The 16,499-nt window shown below is 41.7% G+C and carries 16 protein-coding genes; all 16 read left to right on the top strand.

What is annotated here, in order from left to right; genetic code table 11:
* The first annotated feature begins 149 nt into the window (after positions 1 to 149).
* The 16 genes from I6H78_RS03190 (at position 150) to I6H78_RS03115 (ending at position 16,409) form a co-directional block, all read left to right on the top strand.
* Positions 150 to 911, top strand: coding sequence for a DUF6261 family protein (locus I6H78_RS03190; RefSeq protein ID WP_198460010.1), 762 nt, complete (start codon positions 150 to 152; stop codon positions 909 to 911).
* 113 nt (positions 912 to 1,024) lie between these two features.
* On the top strand, positions 1,025 to 2,164 hold the full coding sequence (locus I6H78_RS03185) for a hypothetical protein (RefSeq protein ID WP_232619945.1): 1,140 nt from the start codon (positions 1,025 to 1,027) through the stop codon (positions 2,162 to 2,164).
* Positions 2,165 to 2,175: 11 nt separating this feature from the next.
* On the top strand, positions 2,176 to 3,354 hold the full coding sequence (locus tag I6H78_RS03180; RefSeq protein WP_198460008.1) for an AbiH family protein: 1,179 nt from the start codon (positions 2,176 to 2,178) through the stop codon (positions 3,352 to 3,354).
* 158 nt (positions 3,355 to 3,512) lie between these two features.
* On the top strand, positions 3,513 to 3,917 hold the full coding sequence (locus tag I6H78_RS03175) for a YbgA family protein (protein ID WP_198460006.1): 405 nt from the start codon (positions 3,513 to 3,515) through the stop codon (positions 3,915 to 3,917).
* Positions 3,901 to 4,263: a TIGR02328 family protein gene (locus tag I6H78_RS03170; protein WP_198460004.1), complete on the top strand. Its 363-nt coding sequence runs from the start codon at positions 3,901 to 3,903 to the stop codon at positions 4,261 to 4,263. The genes I6H78_RS03175 and I6H78_RS03170 overlap by 17 nt, the downstream gene beginning before the upstream one ends.
* Before the next feature lie 244 nt (positions 4,264 to 4,507).
* The gene (gene metE, locus I6H78_RS03165) at positions 4,508 to 6,757 is read left to right on the top strand and encodes a 5-methyltetrahydropteroyltriglutamate--homocysteine S-methyltransferase (RefSeq protein ID WP_198460002.1); all 2,250 of its coding nucleotides are present in this window, start codon (positions 4,508 to 4,510) and stop codon (positions 6,755 to 6,757) included.
* Positions 6,758 to 6,817: 60 nt separating this feature from the next.
* A complete protein-coding gene (gene metF / locus I6H78_RS03160; protein ID WP_002877494.1) occupies positions 6,818 to 7,684 on the top strand; it encodes a methylenetetrahydrofolate reductase [NAD(P)H] in 867 nt (288 codons plus the stop codon).
* Positions 7,685 to 8,149: 465 nt separating this feature from the next.
* Positions 8,150 to 10,363 carry a polyribonucleotide nucleotidyltransferase gene (gene pnp / locus I6H78_RS03155; RefSeq protein WP_198460000.1) on the top strand — a complete coding sequence of 738 codons (2,214 nt, stop codon included), beginning with the start codon at positions 8,150 to 8,152 and terminating at the stop codon, positions 10,361 to 10,363.
* Positions 10,364 to 10,378: 15 nt separating this feature from the next.
* Complete coding sequence (gene cysE, locus I6H78_RS03150) at positions 10,379 to 10,996, top strand: serine O-acetyltransferase (RefSeq protein WP_000539964.1); 618 nt, start codon at positions 10,379 to 10,381, stop codon at positions 10,994 to 10,996.
* Between the two features lie 49 nt (positions 10,997 to 11,045).
* A complete protein-coding gene (locus tag I6H78_RS03145) occupies positions 11,046 to 11,246 on the top strand; it encodes a YdeI/OmpD-associated family protein (RefSeq protein ID WP_002882686.1) in 201 nt (66 codons plus the stop codon).
* 13 nt (positions 11,247 to 11,259) lie between these two features.
* Complete coding sequence (locus I6H78_RS03140; protein WP_198459998.1) at positions 11,260 to 12,024, top strand: nucleoside phosphorylase; 765 nt, start codon at positions 11,260 to 11,262, stop codon at positions 12,022 to 12,024.
* Between the two features lie 8 nt (positions 12,025 to 12,032).
* Positions 12,033 to 12,554 carry a dihydrofolate reductase family protein gene (locus I6H78_RS03135; RefSeq protein WP_000301981.1) on the top strand — a complete coding sequence of 174 codons (522 nt, stop codon included), beginning with the start codon at positions 12,033 to 12,035 and terminating at the stop codon, positions 12,552 to 12,554.
* 17 nt (positions 12,555 to 12,571) lie between these two features.
* Positions 12,572 to 13,915: a cysteine--tRNA ligase gene (gene cysS, locus I6H78_RS03130; RefSeq protein WP_198459996.1), complete on the top strand. Its 1,344-nt coding sequence runs from the start codon at positions 12,572 to 12,574 to the stop codon at positions 13,913 to 13,915.
* Positions 13,908 to 14,294 carry a Mini-ribonuclease 3 gene (locus I6H78_RS03125; protein WP_198459994.1) on the top strand — a complete coding sequence of 129 codons (387 nt, stop codon included), beginning with the start codon at positions 13,908 to 13,910 and terminating at the stop codon, positions 14,292 to 14,294. Before cysS ends, I6H78_RS03125 begins: the two co-directional genes overlap by 8 nt.
* 2 nt (positions 14,295 to 14,296) lie before the next feature.
* Positions 14,297 to 15,166: a helix-turn-helix domain-containing protein gene (locus I6H78_RS03120; RefSeq protein ID WP_198459992.1), complete on the top strand. Its 870-nt coding sequence runs from the start codon at positions 14,297 to 14,299 to the stop codon at positions 15,164 to 15,166.
* A gap of 112 nt (positions 15,167 to 15,278) precedes the next feature.
* Positions 15,279 to 16,409, top strand: a complete 1,131-nt coding sequence (locus tag I6H78_RS03115) for an ABC transporter ATP-binding protein (protein WP_000229944.1) — start codon at positions 15,279 to 15,281, stop codon at positions 16,407 to 16,409.
* Positions 16,410 to 16,499 lie beyond the last annotated feature (90 nt).

Here is a 16,499-nt window from a genome sequence, read left to right as displayed (position 1 = left end):
AAAGATTTGCCCTGAGAAGTACATTTTAGATGGAAATATTGACAGTTGAGAGGAAGTGGGACAAATCTTTTAAAGTAACTGTTAGAATGGATTTATAAATTTAAGGGGAAACTCCTTTTTGAAATAATGAAAAAAGAAAGGTTATCATCATGACAAAAACATTCACTATCCATCCGCTAAGCTATACCAACTTTACCAACCGTGAGTTTGAAAGTCTCATGGTAGACACGGGTCAACTACTAGAAGTTTTTGCTAAGGCGCATAAGGACGAACCTATGTATAGCAAACATCTCGATTCCTTCAAGAGTAGACTAGCAGACTTTCAAGCCCAACTAGCTACAGTGGAAAAGAAAGAGGCGACGAACCTGACCGAAGTCGATCGCAATCGTGACAGTGCCCTAGTCGGTCTCTTTACCCTTCATCGAGGATTTGCTAAGATCAAGGAAACCAAACTCAAAGAAGCCAATGAGACCTTGAAACCAGTCTTTGCCAAGTACAAGGATATCACCAAGCACAGCAATGATGTGGAAACGGCAGAAATCAAGAGCCTGCTCAAAACCCTGAGTGAGGAACCCTACCAGACAGCAGTGACTAGTCTAGGATTGACCCCTATGCTGACGGCGGTGATCAGTGCTCAAGAGGAGTATGATAAGGTGGAAAGTCAGGCACGTGCGCATAAGTCTGCCAAGGAAGTCGGCAAGACCAGACAAGTCCGCACCGAACTAACCAGCATCTATGACCTCTTTATGCGCTATACCGCAACCAGTGCAGAAGCCTATCCTGAAAAGGAACACCTGACCCAACTCCTTAAAGATCTGAATACAATCCGAGATAGTAAGCGACGATTGACTGGTTTCAATAAGAAGGAGAAGAAAGTGAAAACAGAAGAAGCAGCAACAGTTGCAGGATAAAAACAACCCCTTAGGAATTGATTTCTAAGGGGATTTCTGTAGTTTCGTGGTATAATTTAAATGATATAATAATTTTGTTTGGCTAATTAAAAACATTAGATAGGGGTGCGGATTTGAATGATGATAAAAAATTAGATGAATTATCCTTTTTGATTTTATTGCAAGAAACTATGGAGTTAAAACAAATGTTATATCAGCTAAACAATTCTAATGATGATTTTGATAGATTTGAAATATCTATACCATTTCTCCCTATTTTATCATCCATCTGTTTAGCTTGGGTGGAAAAATTTGAGAAACATAAAGAAATAGTAAATTTACCAGATATTAAAGGTATTGATTTTGTCACATTATTAAAAAAAGTTCGAATTAGTTTTAAATTATATTCAGATAAAAGAGTTCTAAGAGCTTTTAAAATGCTAAATAATAGTGCAGAAAAACGAAAAAAAATATTAGAAACTGATTATAATTTTTTCCAGAAATTTGTCATTAGTATTGTTGGTCAAAAAGATTTAGGAATATTTACGATTGACGATATTCCCTATGGGAACACCAGTCAGTTAAGTATTTATCTGGAAGAAATATTTGTCCAGAATAATTTTGATACTCTAAATAAATGGGTGTTAAATAATAGGGAGTTTCTTATTGATTATTCTAGAACATTAACAACATTTATTAATTCTATTACGATAGAATTTGAAGAAAAATTCTTAATTGATCCAACTTTGGAAATTAACGTCACAAATTGTAAGTTAAGTTATATGGATAAATTTTTAATGGATACAAAAAGGCGCAATATCTTACTGGGTAAAGTGCCTCTGGAAGCTCAATTGCAGTTATTTAATGTTTTATGTCAAAATAATTTCATCAATATTGTAGTTCCTGAAATATTTATGAAAACAGGTAGTTTATTATATCGTTTAAAGTTACAAACTTATTTAGTTAGTGTCAATACTATAAAAAATTTTTATAAGAGATTCTCAAAACTTTTAAATCCTCTTTTAGGGAAAAATATAGAAGAAATTATTGAATGTAAGGAGAAATACTTTTTGGAGAATACTCAATTTCGAAACAACATTTTTCACTATTCTCTTACAGAAATTTCTAGTAAAAATTTTTTAAGATACAAATATTATTTCAGAGCAGTTATTGAGAGTTATGTAGAAATGAGTTTTGATGATTTTATAAAAATGATTGATGAAGAAACAGAGAAAATTAATGTAATTATTGAAAAGATAATAATCTTTAGATAGCGGAGAGAATTATGGCAGATACAATTTTAATTTTAGGTAATGGCTTTGATATTGCAATGGGGCGAAAAACAAAGTATACAGATTTTATTGACTTTGAAAAACAATTATTCTCTAATCCAAATGAGGAGTTACTGGAGTTCCTAAAAGTTAAAAATATAAGGATTGAGAAATACAAGGATAATTTGTATTTGAAATTTATTAATGAAAATAGGGATAAACTTGGAGAAAATTGGTCTAATCTTGAAACCATGATTTCTCAACTTGCAGATGCAATAGTATATTTTAAAGAAAACAGTAGCTTGTTGTACTCTAATCAATTTAATAGGCCGCTAGCAAGTATTATAAAGCAACATAAGCTTGATTGGCGTAGGGGTGTTAATTACAGTTCAAAATTATATATTGCAGACACTTTTCTCACCCTATTCGATGAAAAAGGCTGGAGTTCTTTAGAAAGAGAAGTTGCATTGGATGAATTAAATAACGAATTTATTAGGCAACTTGATGTATTAATTGAACTATTGGAAATTTATCTGTCGTATTTGGATTATATAGACTTTGAGATTCGAGGGATTGAACCAAGACCAACAGCTTTAGATGTAGTACCTAATTTATCACATACCTATGTTTTAAATTTTAATTATACCAACACATCAGGTCATCTCTACGTAACTTCTGAGAAGAAAACTCATTTCATACATGGCCGAATTGATTTAGAAAGAACGTTTAATAGGATTAATACCATGGTCTTTGGAATCGAGGATAAGGAAAATGATATCAACAGCGACCTAATTCCTTATCAGAAGTATTACCAAAGAGTTGTTAAAGAGACCGGAAATAAATTTGAGATGTTCTTTCTATCAAACTATTTTGTTGAAAATTTACATGTATCGGCCATAGAAAAAAGTTTCCCTCACGAACGTAAAGTGGCCAAAAATATAATTATTTTTGGTCATTCAGTAGATCCTTTAGATAAAGAGATATTTCAAAAGAGTTTTGCATTAGCTGAGGAAGGTGGCTATCCATATAGATTTATTTTCACTTATTTTGATGAACCAGCTAAACGTTCGATTATTAAGAATCTCGCAATCATTCTTGGTAAGGAAAAAATGATAGAGTTAACAGGGAAACGGAATGTTGTATTTATAAAGAGTGATGATAAGGATAGTATGAAAGAAGTTCTACTACCTTAATAAAGTTAAGAATAGTTTATACCCCACTCGTCCTCCCTAGTTCGAGTGGTTTTTCTTGAAATATGATAAAATAGAAATAATAATACATTTTTTGAAAGAGATTAAAATACAGCTTTGTTTCCATATTTCCTGGAAACTGATAGAAAACAAGGAGAAACATGGAACAAATTAACCAAAAATCCCAGTGCCAACAACTCTGGGCTAGAAACAAATACCTCGTTTTGAGCCATTCCAGCAATATTTACAATGAGATTCGCCAATATTTGAAGAATGAACAGGTGGAGCTGAGTCATGTTCAAGAACTGATCGACCGTGCCTGTCAAATCCCTGAGCATAGAGGTCAGGTTTGCAACGCTTTTCAGCATATTTGGGGCTATTTCAAAAAGAAAGCGACAGATGTTGAGCGTAAGGACTATATGCTCTTACTGGATCGCTACCGCTTTGGTCAGGCTTCTAAGGAAGACTTGATTGCTAAGACTAGAGAGTTGCTTGATCGCTATCCCAATACCTACTTGCAACATTCGACTTTACTGAAAGGAGACTCCCATGAGACTTTGGCATGAGGCTTTGATTTCACAACTTCCCCGTCCTCAACTTTTGGGGCAACATCGAGAGTGCTGCGCCCTGCGTGGCAATGGTTGGGGCAGAAAGCATGCGACAGTGAACTATGTCTTTACCCACTCGCCCTATCGTCTCTATGCCTATCATCGCTTGATCATGGAGGAGATGGCTAACCGTGGCTATAATGTCAGTCCAGAGTGGTTGGACAAGAACTACCGTGGGAAAATCTGCTCCGCTTATGAGGATTTGTCTGAGGAGAAGCTGACCACTCCCATCTATAGTGAGCATGATGCAGAATACTATGAGGAATGTCTGGCTAATCTTCGAGAGAAGGGGATTGAGCTATAGTCTTTTCTAATAGCATGGCATAGTCACTGATGAGAATCGTCAATGGCTCGTTTGAGCTTTCCAACTAAAATACAGCCACAAAACAAGCAATACAAAGGATTTGAGACACTGGTCTCAAGTCTTTTTCTTTTGTCCAAAAGAGTGATATAGTTTCAAACTATATCAAAGCCTAATTATTTACAATTATACAGACAGTTTCTTTTCTGTTAAGATAGTTTCAACAACAAATTTTGGAGGACACATCATGTCAACTACGATCATCGGTTTCCCTCGTTTGGGCGAATTCCGCGAATTAAAATTTACAACTGAAAAATACTTTAGAAAAGAAATCTCAGAAGAAGAACTCTTGGCAGCAGCAAAAGAATTGCGTGCGAAACACTGGAACATTGTCAAAGAAAAAGGTATCACTGAAATCCCATCAAATGACTTTTCTCACTATGACAACTTCCTCGATGCAGCCTTCCTCTTCAACGTGGTGCCTGCTTCTGTTCAAAACTTGGACTTGTCTGACCTTGAGCGCTACTTTGCTTTGGGACGTGGTTACCAAGGTGAAAAAGGGGACGTGCGTGCCCTTCCGATGAAGAAATGGTTCAACACCAACTACCACTACATCGTGCCTAAGTTTGAAAAAGACACTCAAGTCAAACTTGCTGGTCACAAGATCTTCGATGAGTTCCAAGAAGCCAAAGAACTTGGATTGAACACTCGTCCTGTCCTTGTAGGTCCATTCACTTTCCTTCAATTGTCAGACTTTGAAGAAGGCGTGAAAGCAGAAGACTTCGTAGACAGCTTAGTGGCTGCTTACCAAGAAGTTTTTGCTAAATTGGCGGAGCTTGGTGCGACTCGTATCCAACTTGACGAAGCGGCTCTTGTCAAAGACTTGACAGAAGAAGAAAAAGCTCTCTTCTTGAACATCTACAACAAACTCTTGGCTGATAAAAAAGGTCTTGAAGTCTTGCTTCAAACTTACTTTGGTGACGTTCGTGACGTCTACGCTGATCTTGTGAACTTGCCAGTAGATGCCATCGGTCTTGACTTCGTTGAAGGTAAGAAAACTCTTGAACTCGTTAAAGGTGGTTTCCCAGCTGACAAGACTCTCTATGCAGGTATCGTCAATGGTAAAAACATCTGGCGCAACAACTACGAAAAGAGCTTGGCTGTTCTTGAGCAAATCCCAGCTGAAAACATTGTTTTGACTAGCTCATGCTCACTTCTTCATGTGCCATTTACAACTGCTAATGAAGAATTTGAACCAGCTATCTTGAACCACTTTGCTTTTGCAGTTGAAAAATTGGATGAAATTCGTGATTTGGATGCTATCCGCAACGGTCAAGGCGCAGAAGCTCTTGCAGCTAACAAAGAACTCTTTGCGACTGAACGTGTTGGTGAAAATGCAGAACTTCGTGCGCGTATCGCTGGTTTGACAGATGCTGACTACACTCGTTTGCCAGCCTTTGCTGAACGTGAAGCTATCCAAGAAGAAGCTTTCAAACTTCCAGCTCTTCCAACAACAACTATTGGTTCATTCCCTCAAACAAAAGAAGTTCGTGCTAAACGTTTGGCTTACCGTAAAGGTGAATTGTCTCAAGAAGAGTACGATGCTTTCCTTGCTGAAACCATCGACGAATGGATCAAATGGCAAGAAGAAGTTGGGTTTGACGTGCTTGTACACGGTGAGTTCGAGCGTAACGACATGGTTGAGTACTTCGGTCAAAACTTGTCCGGTTACCTCTTCTCTAAGAATGGTTGGGTACAATCATACGGTATGCGTGGGGTGAAACCACCAATCATCTGGGGTGATGTCACTCGTCTTAACCCAATTACTGTCAAATGGTCTAGCTATGCTCAAAGCCGTACTGACAAACCTGTTAAGGGTATGTTGACTGGACCTGTTACCATCCTTAACTGGTCATTCCCACGTGAAGACATTTCTATCAAGGACTCAACTCTTCAAATCGCTCTTGCTATCAAGGATGAAGTTCTTGACCTTGAAGCTGCAGGTGTGAAAATCATCCAAATCGACGAAGCTGCTCTTCGTGAGAAATTGCCACTCCGTCGTAGCGACTGGTATGAAGACTACCTTGACTGGGCTATTCCAGCCTTCCGCTTGGTACACTCTACAGTTGCACCAGATACTCAAATCCACACTCACATGTGTTACTCAGAATTTACAGATATCATCCCAGCTATCGACAACATGGATGCGGACGTTATTTCCTTTGAAGCAAGCCGTTCAAACCTTGAAATCTTGGACGAACTCAAAGCGAAAAACTTCCAAACAGAAGTGGGACCTGGGGTTTACGATATCCACTCTCCTCGTGTGCCTAATGAAGGCGAAATCGACCACACGATCGATGCTATTCTTGCCAAAGTACCAAGCAAGAAAGTTTGGATCAACCCTGACTGTGGTTTGAAAACACGCGGTATTCCAGAAACAAAAGAAAGCTTGATCCGCCTTGTAGAAGCAGCTAAAGCTGCGCGTGAGAAATTGTAAGAACCCATTTCTCCCTACACGGTTGATCAGTAAGAAATCAACTAGAAAAGGTTAATATATATGTCACGCCAAACACCGTCACTTTCATTTGAAGTGTTCCCTCCAAACCCAGCTGTGGGTAATGATAAAATTATTTCAGCTTTGCAGGATATGCGGGAGCTAACACCGCACTTTATCAGTGTGACTGCCAGCAATAATAAATTTAATATCAAGGAAACAACGGTTCGTTTGGCTGACTTTATCCAGAATGACTTGGCGATTCCAACCATTGCCCACTTGCCAGCCATCTATCTGACTAAGGACAAGGTTGCTGAAACAATTGCAGACTTGGATAAGGTTGGGGTACAGAAAATCTTGGCCTTGCGTGGGGATATTATCCCTGATGTGGAACCACAAAAGGATTTCCGCTACGCAACGGATTTGATCGAGTTCATCAAGGAACAAGCTCCTCACTTTGATATTATTGGCGCTTGCTACCCAGAGGGGCACCCTGACTCGCCAAACCAAATCTCAGATATTCAAAATCTCAAGAAGAAAGTGGATGCAGGCTGTTCCAGCCTCGTAACGCAGCTTTTCTTTGACAATGAGCGTTTCTACGATTTCCAAGACAAGTGTACCTTGGCAGGGATTGATGTTCCCATTCATGCGGGGATCATGCCCATTCTTAACCGTAACCAAGCGCTTCGTCTCTTGAAAACATGTGAGAATATCCATCTTCCACGTAAATTTAAGGCCATCTTGGACAAGTATGAGCATGACCCTGAGTCGCTCAGAGCAGCAGGACTTGCCTATGCAGTGGATCAGATCGTGGACTTGGTAACTCAAGATGTCGCAGGTGTGCATCTCTACACCATGAACAATGCTGAAACAGCCAAATACATCCACCAAGCAACCCATGCCTTGTTTAATCATCAGTCTTTAGGGTAATCGATTCTTTAACCACTGAGACGACAGCTTGTCATTTACTTGTTTTTAAATGAAAAATGACAGTTGCGAAAGCCGAAGGATTTGCTAAATAAAATAAACAACAAACCATTCCTCTTTTATGGGGGAATGGTTCCTTTTTAATAGAAAAGCCCGCACTTTTTAAGAAAAATATGATAAAATAGACTCTGTACGTACTTGATACAAAGATGAGGGTATAAACATATTCTTAGCTATTCAAATCTGCTATGCTATAAAAGATACAAATGCTAAAGAATAATATTTTTAAACTTTTCAAGGTATTTAGGTAGTTGAACACGGGCTAAATCCCTAGTGAAAAAGATAGATTTCCTGGTGTGCATCGCACACTGCGTCAATCTCCTATTTTCATACGGGATTCTTTACGCCCTTTGTATCCTGATTTTTGTAGGCAAGGCGTATAATTTCATCAATCCAAAGGGGATTAAAATGACAAAACAAGTGTTTCAAACGACTTTTGCGGGTCGTGAGTTGGTTGTAGAGACTGGTCAGGTTGCTAAGCAAGCAAATGGCGCTGTTGTCGTGCGTTACGGTGAGTCAACTGTCTTGACTGCGGCCGTTATGTCTAAGAAAATGGCAACTGGGGATTTCTTCCCACTTCAAGTCAACTACGAAGAAAAAATGTATGCGGCTGGGAAGTTTCCTGGTGGCTTTATGAAACGTGAAGGACGTCCTTCAACAGATGCGACTTTGACAGCGCGTTTGATTGACCGTCCAATCCGCCCTATGTTTGCGGAAGGTTTCCGTAACGAAGTGCAAGTGATCAACACCGTCCTTTCTTATGATGAAAATGCCTCTGCTCCAATGGCGGCTATGTTTGGATCATCATTGGCATTGTCTATCTCAGATATTCCATTTGACGGACCAATCGCTGGGGTACAAGTGGGTTATGTAGATGGTGAAATCATCATCAACCCAAGTCAAGAACAAGCAGAGCAATCTCTTCTTGAATTAACAGTAGCTGGTACCAAGCACGCTATCAACATGGTAGAGTCTGGTGCCAAAGAATTGTCAGAAGAAATCATGTTGGAAGCCCTTCTTAAAGGGCATGAAGCGGTCAAAGAATTGATTGCCTTCCAAGAAGAAATAGTTGCTACAGTTGGTAAAGAAAAAGCAGAAGTGGAACTGCTTCATGTGGATGCGGACTTGCAAGCTGAAATCATCGCAGCCTACAACAGTGACCTCCAAAAAGCGGTTCAAGTAGAAGAAAAATTGGCTCGTGAAGCTGCAACTCAAGCAGTTAAAGACCAAGTGACTGCTGTTTACGAAGAAAAATATGCGGACCACGAAGAATGTGATCGTATCATGCGTGATGTGGCTGAAATCTTGGAACAAATGGAACACGCTGAAGTGCGCCGTTTGATCACAGAAGACAAGGTACGTCCTGACGGGCGTAAGGTCGATGAAATCCGTCCTTTGGATGCGCAGGTTGACTATCTTCCTCGTGTACATGGTTCTGGCCTTTTCACTCGTGGACAAACTCAAGCTCTTTCAGTCTTGACCTTGGCTCCAATGGGTGAAACTCAAATCATTGATGGTTTGGATCCAGAGTACAAGAAACGCTTTATGCACCACTATAACTTCCCTCAATATTCTGTAGGGGAAACTGGTCGTTATGGTGCACCAGGTCGTCGTGAAATCGGTCACGGTGCTCTCGGTGAGCGTGCTCTTGCTCAAGTATTGCCAAGCTTGGAAGAATTCCCATATGCGATCCGCTTGGTAGCAGAGGTCTTGGAATCAAACGGTTCATCTTCTCAAGCATCTATCTGTGCGGGAACGCTTGCCCTTATGGCTGGTGGTGTGCCAATCAAGGCACCAGTAGCTGGTATTGCCATGGGTCTCATCTCAGATGGAAATAACTATACAGTATTGACAGATATACAAGGTTTGGAAGACCACTTTGGAGACATGGACTTTAAGGTTGCAGGAACTCGTGACGGGATTACAGCCCTTCAAATGGATATCAAGATCCAAGGAATTACTGCAGAAATCTTGACTGAGGCCCTTGCCCAAGCCAAGAAAGCGCGTTTTGAAATCCTTGATGTGATTGAAGCAACGATTCCAGAAGTTCGTCCAGAATTGGCTCCAACTGCACCGAAAATTGATACCATCAAGATCGATGTCGACAAGATTAAGATTGTCATCGGTAAGGGTGGAGAAACCATCGACAAGATTATCGCTGAAACAGGCGTTAAGATTGATATCGACGAAGAAGGTAATGTTTCTATCTACTCTAGCGACCAAGATGCCATTAACCGAACCAAAGAAATCATCGCTGGCTTGGTCCGTGAGGCTAAAGTAGATGAAGTTTACCATGCCAAGGTTGTTCGTATCGAGAAATTTGGTGCCTTTGTCAACCTCTTTGACAAGACAGATGCCCTCGTTCACATTTCGGAAATGGCTTGGACGCGTACCAACCGTGTAGAAGACTTGGTAGCTATCGGTGATGAAGTCGATGTTAAGGTTATCAAGATTGATGAAAAAGGCCGTATCGATGCCTCTATGAAAGTTCTTCTTCCTCGTCCTCCAAAACCTGAGCATGATGAAAAAGGTGAAAAGTCTGAGCGACCTCACCGTCCACGTCATCACAAGGACCACAAACCTAAGAAAGAATTTACAGAAACACCAAAAGATTCAGAATAAGAAAAGGAGAAATGTATGGGATGGTGGCGCGAAACCATTGATATTGTAAAAGAAAATGATCCAGCGGCACGCAACAGTTTGGAAGTTTTGCTGACTTATCCAGGTGTCAAGGCCTTAGCTGCCCACCGTCTCTCGCATTTTCTATGGAAGCACGGCTTCAAACTCCTAGCTCGGATGCACAGTCAGTTTTGGCGCTTTTGGACTCAAATCGAGATTCATCCGGGTGCCCAGATAGAATCAGGTGTTTTTATTGACCATGGTTCAGGTCTGGTGATTGGAGAGACGGCGATTGTTGAAAAAGGCGTTCTTCTCTATCACGGAGTGACTCTTGGTGGGACAGGGAAGGATGTTGGCAAACGCCATCCGACTGTGCGTAAAGGAGCTCTCATATCGGCCCATGCCCAAGTCATCGGACCGGTAGAAATAGGTGAAAATGCCAAAGTCGGTGCTGCTGCAGTAGTCGTGGCAGATGTACCTAGTGATGTGACGGTTGTCGGTATTCCAGCTAAGATCGTCCGAGTTCATGGACAGAAGGATGAACCAACGATCCACGAAGTCGAAGAAAAACGAGAGTACTACGTCAATAAACTAGAGCAGGCTAGAGAAGCCAGTCACAGATCGTCAGGGTTGTAGGATAGGGTAGCAAAGTTATCGAGGTGAAGTATGACAGGAGGTAAGAACTATGTCAGATTTATCAGACGCAATTTTGAATCAGGCAGTTCTTGAGTTGCAAGAACGCTTGGATGGTCTTGCTAAGGAGCGCTTTATTAAACTGCCACCTAGCCACCAGCGTGAATGGGCTCATTATATCAGTGAAGCCAAAAAAGATGAGACCAAACTGCGCCGTCTAAATAAAATGAAGGCGGATTTGCTGGAGCCTTAAAGAAAGAGAAGTTATGCTATTAGAGGAATTTGAAGATGTAGCAGCAGTTATTGAGCCAACTGAAAAGCCAGTCCATGACAAGGGAGAGGTATGCGAAACCATCATTCTGTCCTTTAATGGCGAAATTCTGAAACGTTTGATTGAGTCAGAAGATGTCTATCCGGGAGGCTATTTGAAAAGCATAAACGGCCATCATCCATGGTATATTTATGGCCAAGGACCTAGCAAGCTAGCAGTTACGTTGGCTCCAATTGGGGCTCCCATGATAGTCGGCCAGCTGGAGGAGTTGGCGGCCAGAGGCTTCAAAAATTTTATCATTTTAGGTTCCTGTGGCGTTTTGGACCGCTCAATTGAGGCGGATAAAATTATCCTGCCTGCGGCTGCATTGCGAGATGAAGGAACTAGCTATCACTATGCCCCACCGGGTGACGAAGTCGCCTATGACGAGTCTCTGCTGATCGAGCTGGAAGCCATCTTTGACAAGCACAATATCGAGCATATCCGCACCAAGTCTTGGACGACTGATGCCTTTTATCGAGAAACGCCTGATAAGGTCAAGCGTCGCTTGGCTGCTGGTGCACAAGTGGTGGATATGGAAGCTTCAGCTATCATGGCTTGGAGTCAATTTCGCAAGAGTAAAGTCTATCAGTTCTTCTACACAGCTGACTATGTGGATCATCATAACCGAACCTGGGATGCCCGCCATGAAGAGCGGACAGCTGATGCCATGACTTTTTTCACTATCGCTTTGACAATAGCCAAGGAACTAGAAAGGTAACTACAAGAATGGCAGTATATTTTTACGGCTGTATCACCATGGATGGCTACTTGGCAGACAGCCAGCACAGGATAGACTGGCTGCATCAGCTTGGTTCTGTAGAGGATACAGGCTATGATGACTTTTACAGGCAAATGGATATCACCATCATGGGCAAGCGGACCTTTGAGGAAATCCAAGATTTGCAAGATGTAGAAAGTTTTTATCAAGCTACGGAAAACTATGTCTTTACGCATGATAGGCACCTGCCTGTCAGCAATTATCAGCCAGTAGCTGGGGATGTGGTGGACTTTGTTCGCCAGATTGACAAGGGTAAAAATGTCTTTGTGATTGGTGGTAATTCCTTGGTAGGACCGCTCTTGGATGCGGATCTTTTCGACCACCTCATTATTCAGATAGCGCCCCTTATCCTAGGAAAGGGGGTTCCCCTCTTTACCCAAGAGGAAGGGCAGCGCTTTTACCAACTGGATAGCCTCAGACAATTTGGCCCATTTGCAGAGCTGGTTTTCAGCCGAAAAAGTCAGAAATAGAGAAGGGAGTGGACCGCATGATTAAAATTTACGACACCATGTCTCGTGATTTGCGAGAATTTGTACCTATTGAGGATGGCAAGGTTAAGATGTATGTCTGTGGGCCAACGGTCTACAACTATATCCACGTGGGCAATGCCCGCTCAACAATAGCTTTTGATACCATTCGCCGTTATTTTGAGTATCGGGGATTTGAAGTCAACTATATTTCCAATTTTACCGATGTAGATGATAGGATTATCCACCGTGCCAAGGAAGAAGGCATCACGCCTCAAGAGGTTGCGGACAAGTACATCGCTGCCTTTCGTGAAGACGTGACGGCCTTAGGCGTGAAACCTGCGACTCGCCATCCGCGTGTAGTAGAGTTTATGGCGGACATCATTCGTTTTGTCGCTGACTTGATTGAAAAAGGTTATGCTTACGAGAGTCAAGGAGATGTTTACTTCCGCGTGGAAAAATCTCACAACTATGCTAAATTGGCCAATAAAACCTTGGAAGATTTGGAGCTGGGTGCTTCAGGTCGTACCGATGAAGAAACGGCTCGCAAGGAAAATCCTGTAGACTTTGCCCTTTGGAAAGCTGCAAAACCAGGCGAGATTTCTTGGGACAGTCCTTGGGGACCTGGTCGTCCGGGTTGGCATATTGAATGTTCAGTCATGTCGACAGAGATTTTGGGAGATACTATTGATATCCACGGTGGTGGAGCTGATCTGGAGTTTCCTCACCATACCAATGAAATTGCCCAGTCTGAAGCTAAAACAGGCAAGACTTTCGCCAACTACTGGATGCACAATGGCTTTGTCAACATCGATAATGTCAAGATGTCTAAGTCCTTGGGCAACTTTATTACAGTGCACGACGCTCTTAAAACTCTTGATGGCCAAGTGCTTCGATTCTTCTTTGCGACTCAGCATTACCGTAAACCAATCAACTTTACCGAAAAAGCAGTGCGAGACGCCGAGACCAATCTCAAGTATCTAAAGAACACTTACGAGCAACCATTTTCTGGGACTGTAGATGCTCAAGAGTTACAGGCTTTTAAAGATAAGTTTGTTGCCGCTATGGATGAGGATTTCAACTCCGCAAATGGTATCACAGTTGTCTTTGAAATGGCCAAATGGATTAACTCAGGTAACTATGATGCAGCGGTTAAGGAAGCTCTTGCGGCTATATTGGAAGTCTTTGGGATTGTCTTTGTTGAGGAAGTTTTGGATGCAGACATTGAAGCCTTGATCCAAAAACGTCAAGAAGCGCGTGCTAATCGTGACTTTGCGACAGCAGACCAAATTCGTGACCAATTGGCTGCTCAAGGAATTAAGCTCCTTGACACCAAGGATGGAGTGAGGTGGACTCGTGATTGATGTCAATCTCATTAACGGGATTGCGCTAGCTTTTGAGGGGGATGCGGTTTATTCCATGTATATTCGCCGCCACCTCATCCTCAAAGGCATGACCAAACCCAATAAACTTCACCAAGAGGCGACTAAGTATGTATCCGCCAAGGCTCAAGCCCGCCTGATTGCCCTCATGTTGGAGGAGCAAGTTCTGACGGAAAAGGAAGAAGAAATCTATAAACGTGGTCGCAATACCAATAGCCATACAAAGGCTAAAAATGCTGATGTGGTGACCTACCGCATGTCTACAGGTTTTGAAGCAGTCATGGGCTATCTTCATATGACAGAAAATCTGGAACGTCTTGAGACCTTAATTTCTTGGTGCATCCAAAAAGTGGAGGACTAGAAATGCTTGCAAAAGAATTACTAGACTGGTTTCCTGACGCTCAGATTTCAGATCAGCCAATAGATAAAATAGGTTTTCTCACCCTCCCACTATCTTCTCAGCAGTGGATTTTACTGGAGGAAGCTGGGCTCAGCGAGCGTGAAAAGCAGTTGGTTGCCCTTTTGACCCAGCAGGAGCAGGCTCGTTCGCTCAATCCTTGGTATCCCTATCTGATTGAGGGTAAGGGGCAGGCGCCTCAAACTTTTAAAAAGATACAACTGGTTTATTGCCATCTATCCTATTATCAACAGGAGAATTTAGCCTCTTGGCTAGATATGATGCAGACCCTCTTTCCTAGCTGCCAGACAGTGTTGCAGGTCGGAGTTCAGGACTATGTTTTTGTTCTCCAGCAAGATAAATACAGTTCTGTTCGCTCAATCTTATCCGATACGATTGAGGCAGTGGAGTATGACTTCGGTCTTCGTCTGTCTATCATGTTGGGGCAGGTCTGGTCACAGACTGGCTATCAGGCTTTGTCAGATTTAATCCAAGCGGAGCGGGACTTGTTTAAGGCTTGGTGGCGTCAAGGTCATCAAGGTGTACACACCTTTTCACAACTCTATCTGTGGAGTATGGGAGAAAGACTGGTGGACCTGATAGTCATTAAAGAATGCCTGCATCAGATGATTTTGGATCAAGACCAGATTCAGGAAATCATTCTCTCTCTTTGGGAAAACAGTGCTGTTCTGACTAAAACAGCCCAGCAACTCTATCTGCATCGCAATTCTCTCCAATACAAGATTGATAGATGGGAAGAATTGACAGGGCTACAGTTGAAGGAATTGACCGACCTGACCTTGTGTTATCAGTTGATTTTACCAGATATTCTCTAAAGTTTTGTGCAAGTTGCACAGAACTTTTTTGTTTTTTTGGTCACCTTGCCATAGAAAAGTAAAGCGTTTTCATCTATAATAAAACTATCAAAAGACAAAAGGAGTTTACCTCATGGTAGAATTGAATCTTAAAAATATTTACAAAAAATATCCAAACAGCGAACACTACTCAGTTGAAGACTTCAACTTGGACATCAAAGATAAGGAATTTATCGTTTTCGTAGGTCCTTCAGGATGTGGTAAATCAACAACTCTTCGTATGATTGCTGGTCTTGAAGACATCACAGAAGGTACTGCATCTATCGATGGCGTGGTTGTCAACGACGTAGCTCCAAAAGACCGTGACATCGCCATGGTATTCCAAAACTACGCTCTTTACCCACACATGACTGTATATGACAACATGGCTTTCGGTTTAAAATTACGTAAATACAGCAAGGAAGACATCGATAAACGTGTGCAAGAAGCAGCAGCAATCCTTGGCTTGAAAGAGTTCTTGGATCGTAAACCTGCTGACCTTTCTGGTGGTCAACGTCAACGTGTTGCCATGGGTCGTGCCATCGTCCGTGATGCAAAAGTGTTCTTGATGGACGAACCTTTGTCAAACTTGGATGCCAAACTTCGTGTATCTATGCGTGCTGAAATCGCGAAAATCCACCGTCGTATCGGAGCTACAACTATCTACGTAACGCACGACCAAACAGAAGCGATGACACTTGCAGACCGTATCGTTATCATGTCAGCAACTAAGAACCCTGCTGGTACAGGTACTATCGGACGTGTTGAACAAATCGGTACCCCTCAAGAAGTTTACAAAAACCCAGTTAACAAATTTGTAGCAGGATTTATCGGAAGCCCAGCTATGAACTTCATCAATGTGAAATTGGTTGGTAGCGAAATTGTTTCTGACGGTTTCCGTTTGAAAGTGCCAGAAGGTGCTTTGAAAGTTCTTCGTGACAAAGGCTACGAAGGAAAAGAATTGATTTTCGGTATCCGTCCAGAAGATGTGAATGCAGAACCTGCTTTCCTTGAAACATTCCCAGAATCAGTGGTTAAAGCAACTATCTCAGTATCAGAATTGCTTGGTTCAGAATCTCACCTTTACTGCCAAGTTGGTAAAGACGAATTTGTTGCAAAAGTGGATGCTCGTGACTACTTGCAAACAGGTGCAACAGTTGAACTTGGATTTGACTTGAACAAAGCACACTTCTTCGACGTAGAAACTGAAAAAACAGTCTACTAAGCAAATGAAATGTCAAAACACTGCTAGAGAAATCTGGCAGTGTTTTTGGTGGTTAAAAAGAAGCAGGACGAGTCTCGCCTTGCTTCTATT

Source organism: Streptococcus oralis, assembly GCF_016127915.1.
Classification (GTDB): Bacteria; Bacillota; Bacilli; order Lactobacillales; family Streptococcaceae; genus Streptococcus; species Streptococcus oralis_BO.
The sequence above is the reverse complement of the archived record's forward strand: the minus strand, read 5'-3'. Positions and strand labels throughout refer to the sequence as shown.

Bases quoted from the DNA above. Each gene is read 5' to 3' on its own strand.
- metF (WP_002877494.1), top strand. From the start codon at position 6,818: ATGTCACGCCAAACACCGTCACTTTCATTTGAAGTGTTCCCTCCAAAC.
- cysS (WP_198459996.1), top strand. From the start codon at position 12,572: ATGATTAAAATTTACGACACCATGTCTCGTGATTTGCGAGAATTTGTA.
- I6H78_RS03180 (WP_198460008.1), top strand. From the start codon at position 2,176: ATGGCAGATACAATTTTAATTTTAGGTAATGGCTTTGATATTGCAATG.
- I6H78_RS03145 (WP_002882686.1), top strand. From the start codon at position 11,046: ATGTCAGATTTATCAGACGCAATTTTGAATCAGGCAGTTCTTGAGTTG.
- metE (WP_198460002.1), top strand. From the start codon at position 4,508: ATGTCAACTACGATCATCGGTTTCCCTCGTTTGGGCGAATTCCGCGAA.
- I6H78_RS03175 (WP_198460006.1), top strand. From the start codon at position 3,513: ATGGAACAAATTAACCAAAAATCCCAGTGCCAACAACTCTGGGCTAGA.
- I6H78_RS03135 (WP_000301981.1), top strand. From the start codon at position 12,033: ATGGCAGTATATTTTTACGGCTGTATCACCATGGATGGCTACTTGGCA.
- I6H78_RS03120 (WP_198459992.1), top strand. From the start codon at position 14,297: ATGCTTGCAAAAGAATTACTAGACTGGTTTCCTGACGCTCAGATTTCA.
- I6H78_RS03190 (WP_198460010.1), top strand. From the start codon at position 150: ATGACAAAAACATTCACTATCCATCCGCTAAGCTATACCAACTTTACC.
- I6H78_RS03140 (WP_198459998.1), top strand. From the start codon at position 11,260: ATGCTATTAGAGGAATTTGAAGATGTAGCAGCAGTTATTGAGCCAACT.
- I6H78_RS03170 (WP_198460004.1), top strand. From the start codon at position 3,901: ATGAGACTTTGGCATGAGGCTTTGATTTCACAACTTCCCCGTCCTCAA.
- cysE (WP_000539964.1), top strand. From the start codon at position 10,379: ATGGGATGGTGGCGCGAAACCATTGATATTGTAAAAGAAAATGATCCA.
- I6H78_RS03115 (WP_000229944.1), top strand. From the start codon at position 15,279: ATGGTAGAATTGAATCTTAAAAATATTTACAAAAAATATCCAAACAGC.
- pnp (WP_198460000.1), top strand. From the start codon at position 8,150: ATGACAAAACAAGTGTTTCAAACGACTTTTGCGGGTCGTGAGTTGGTT.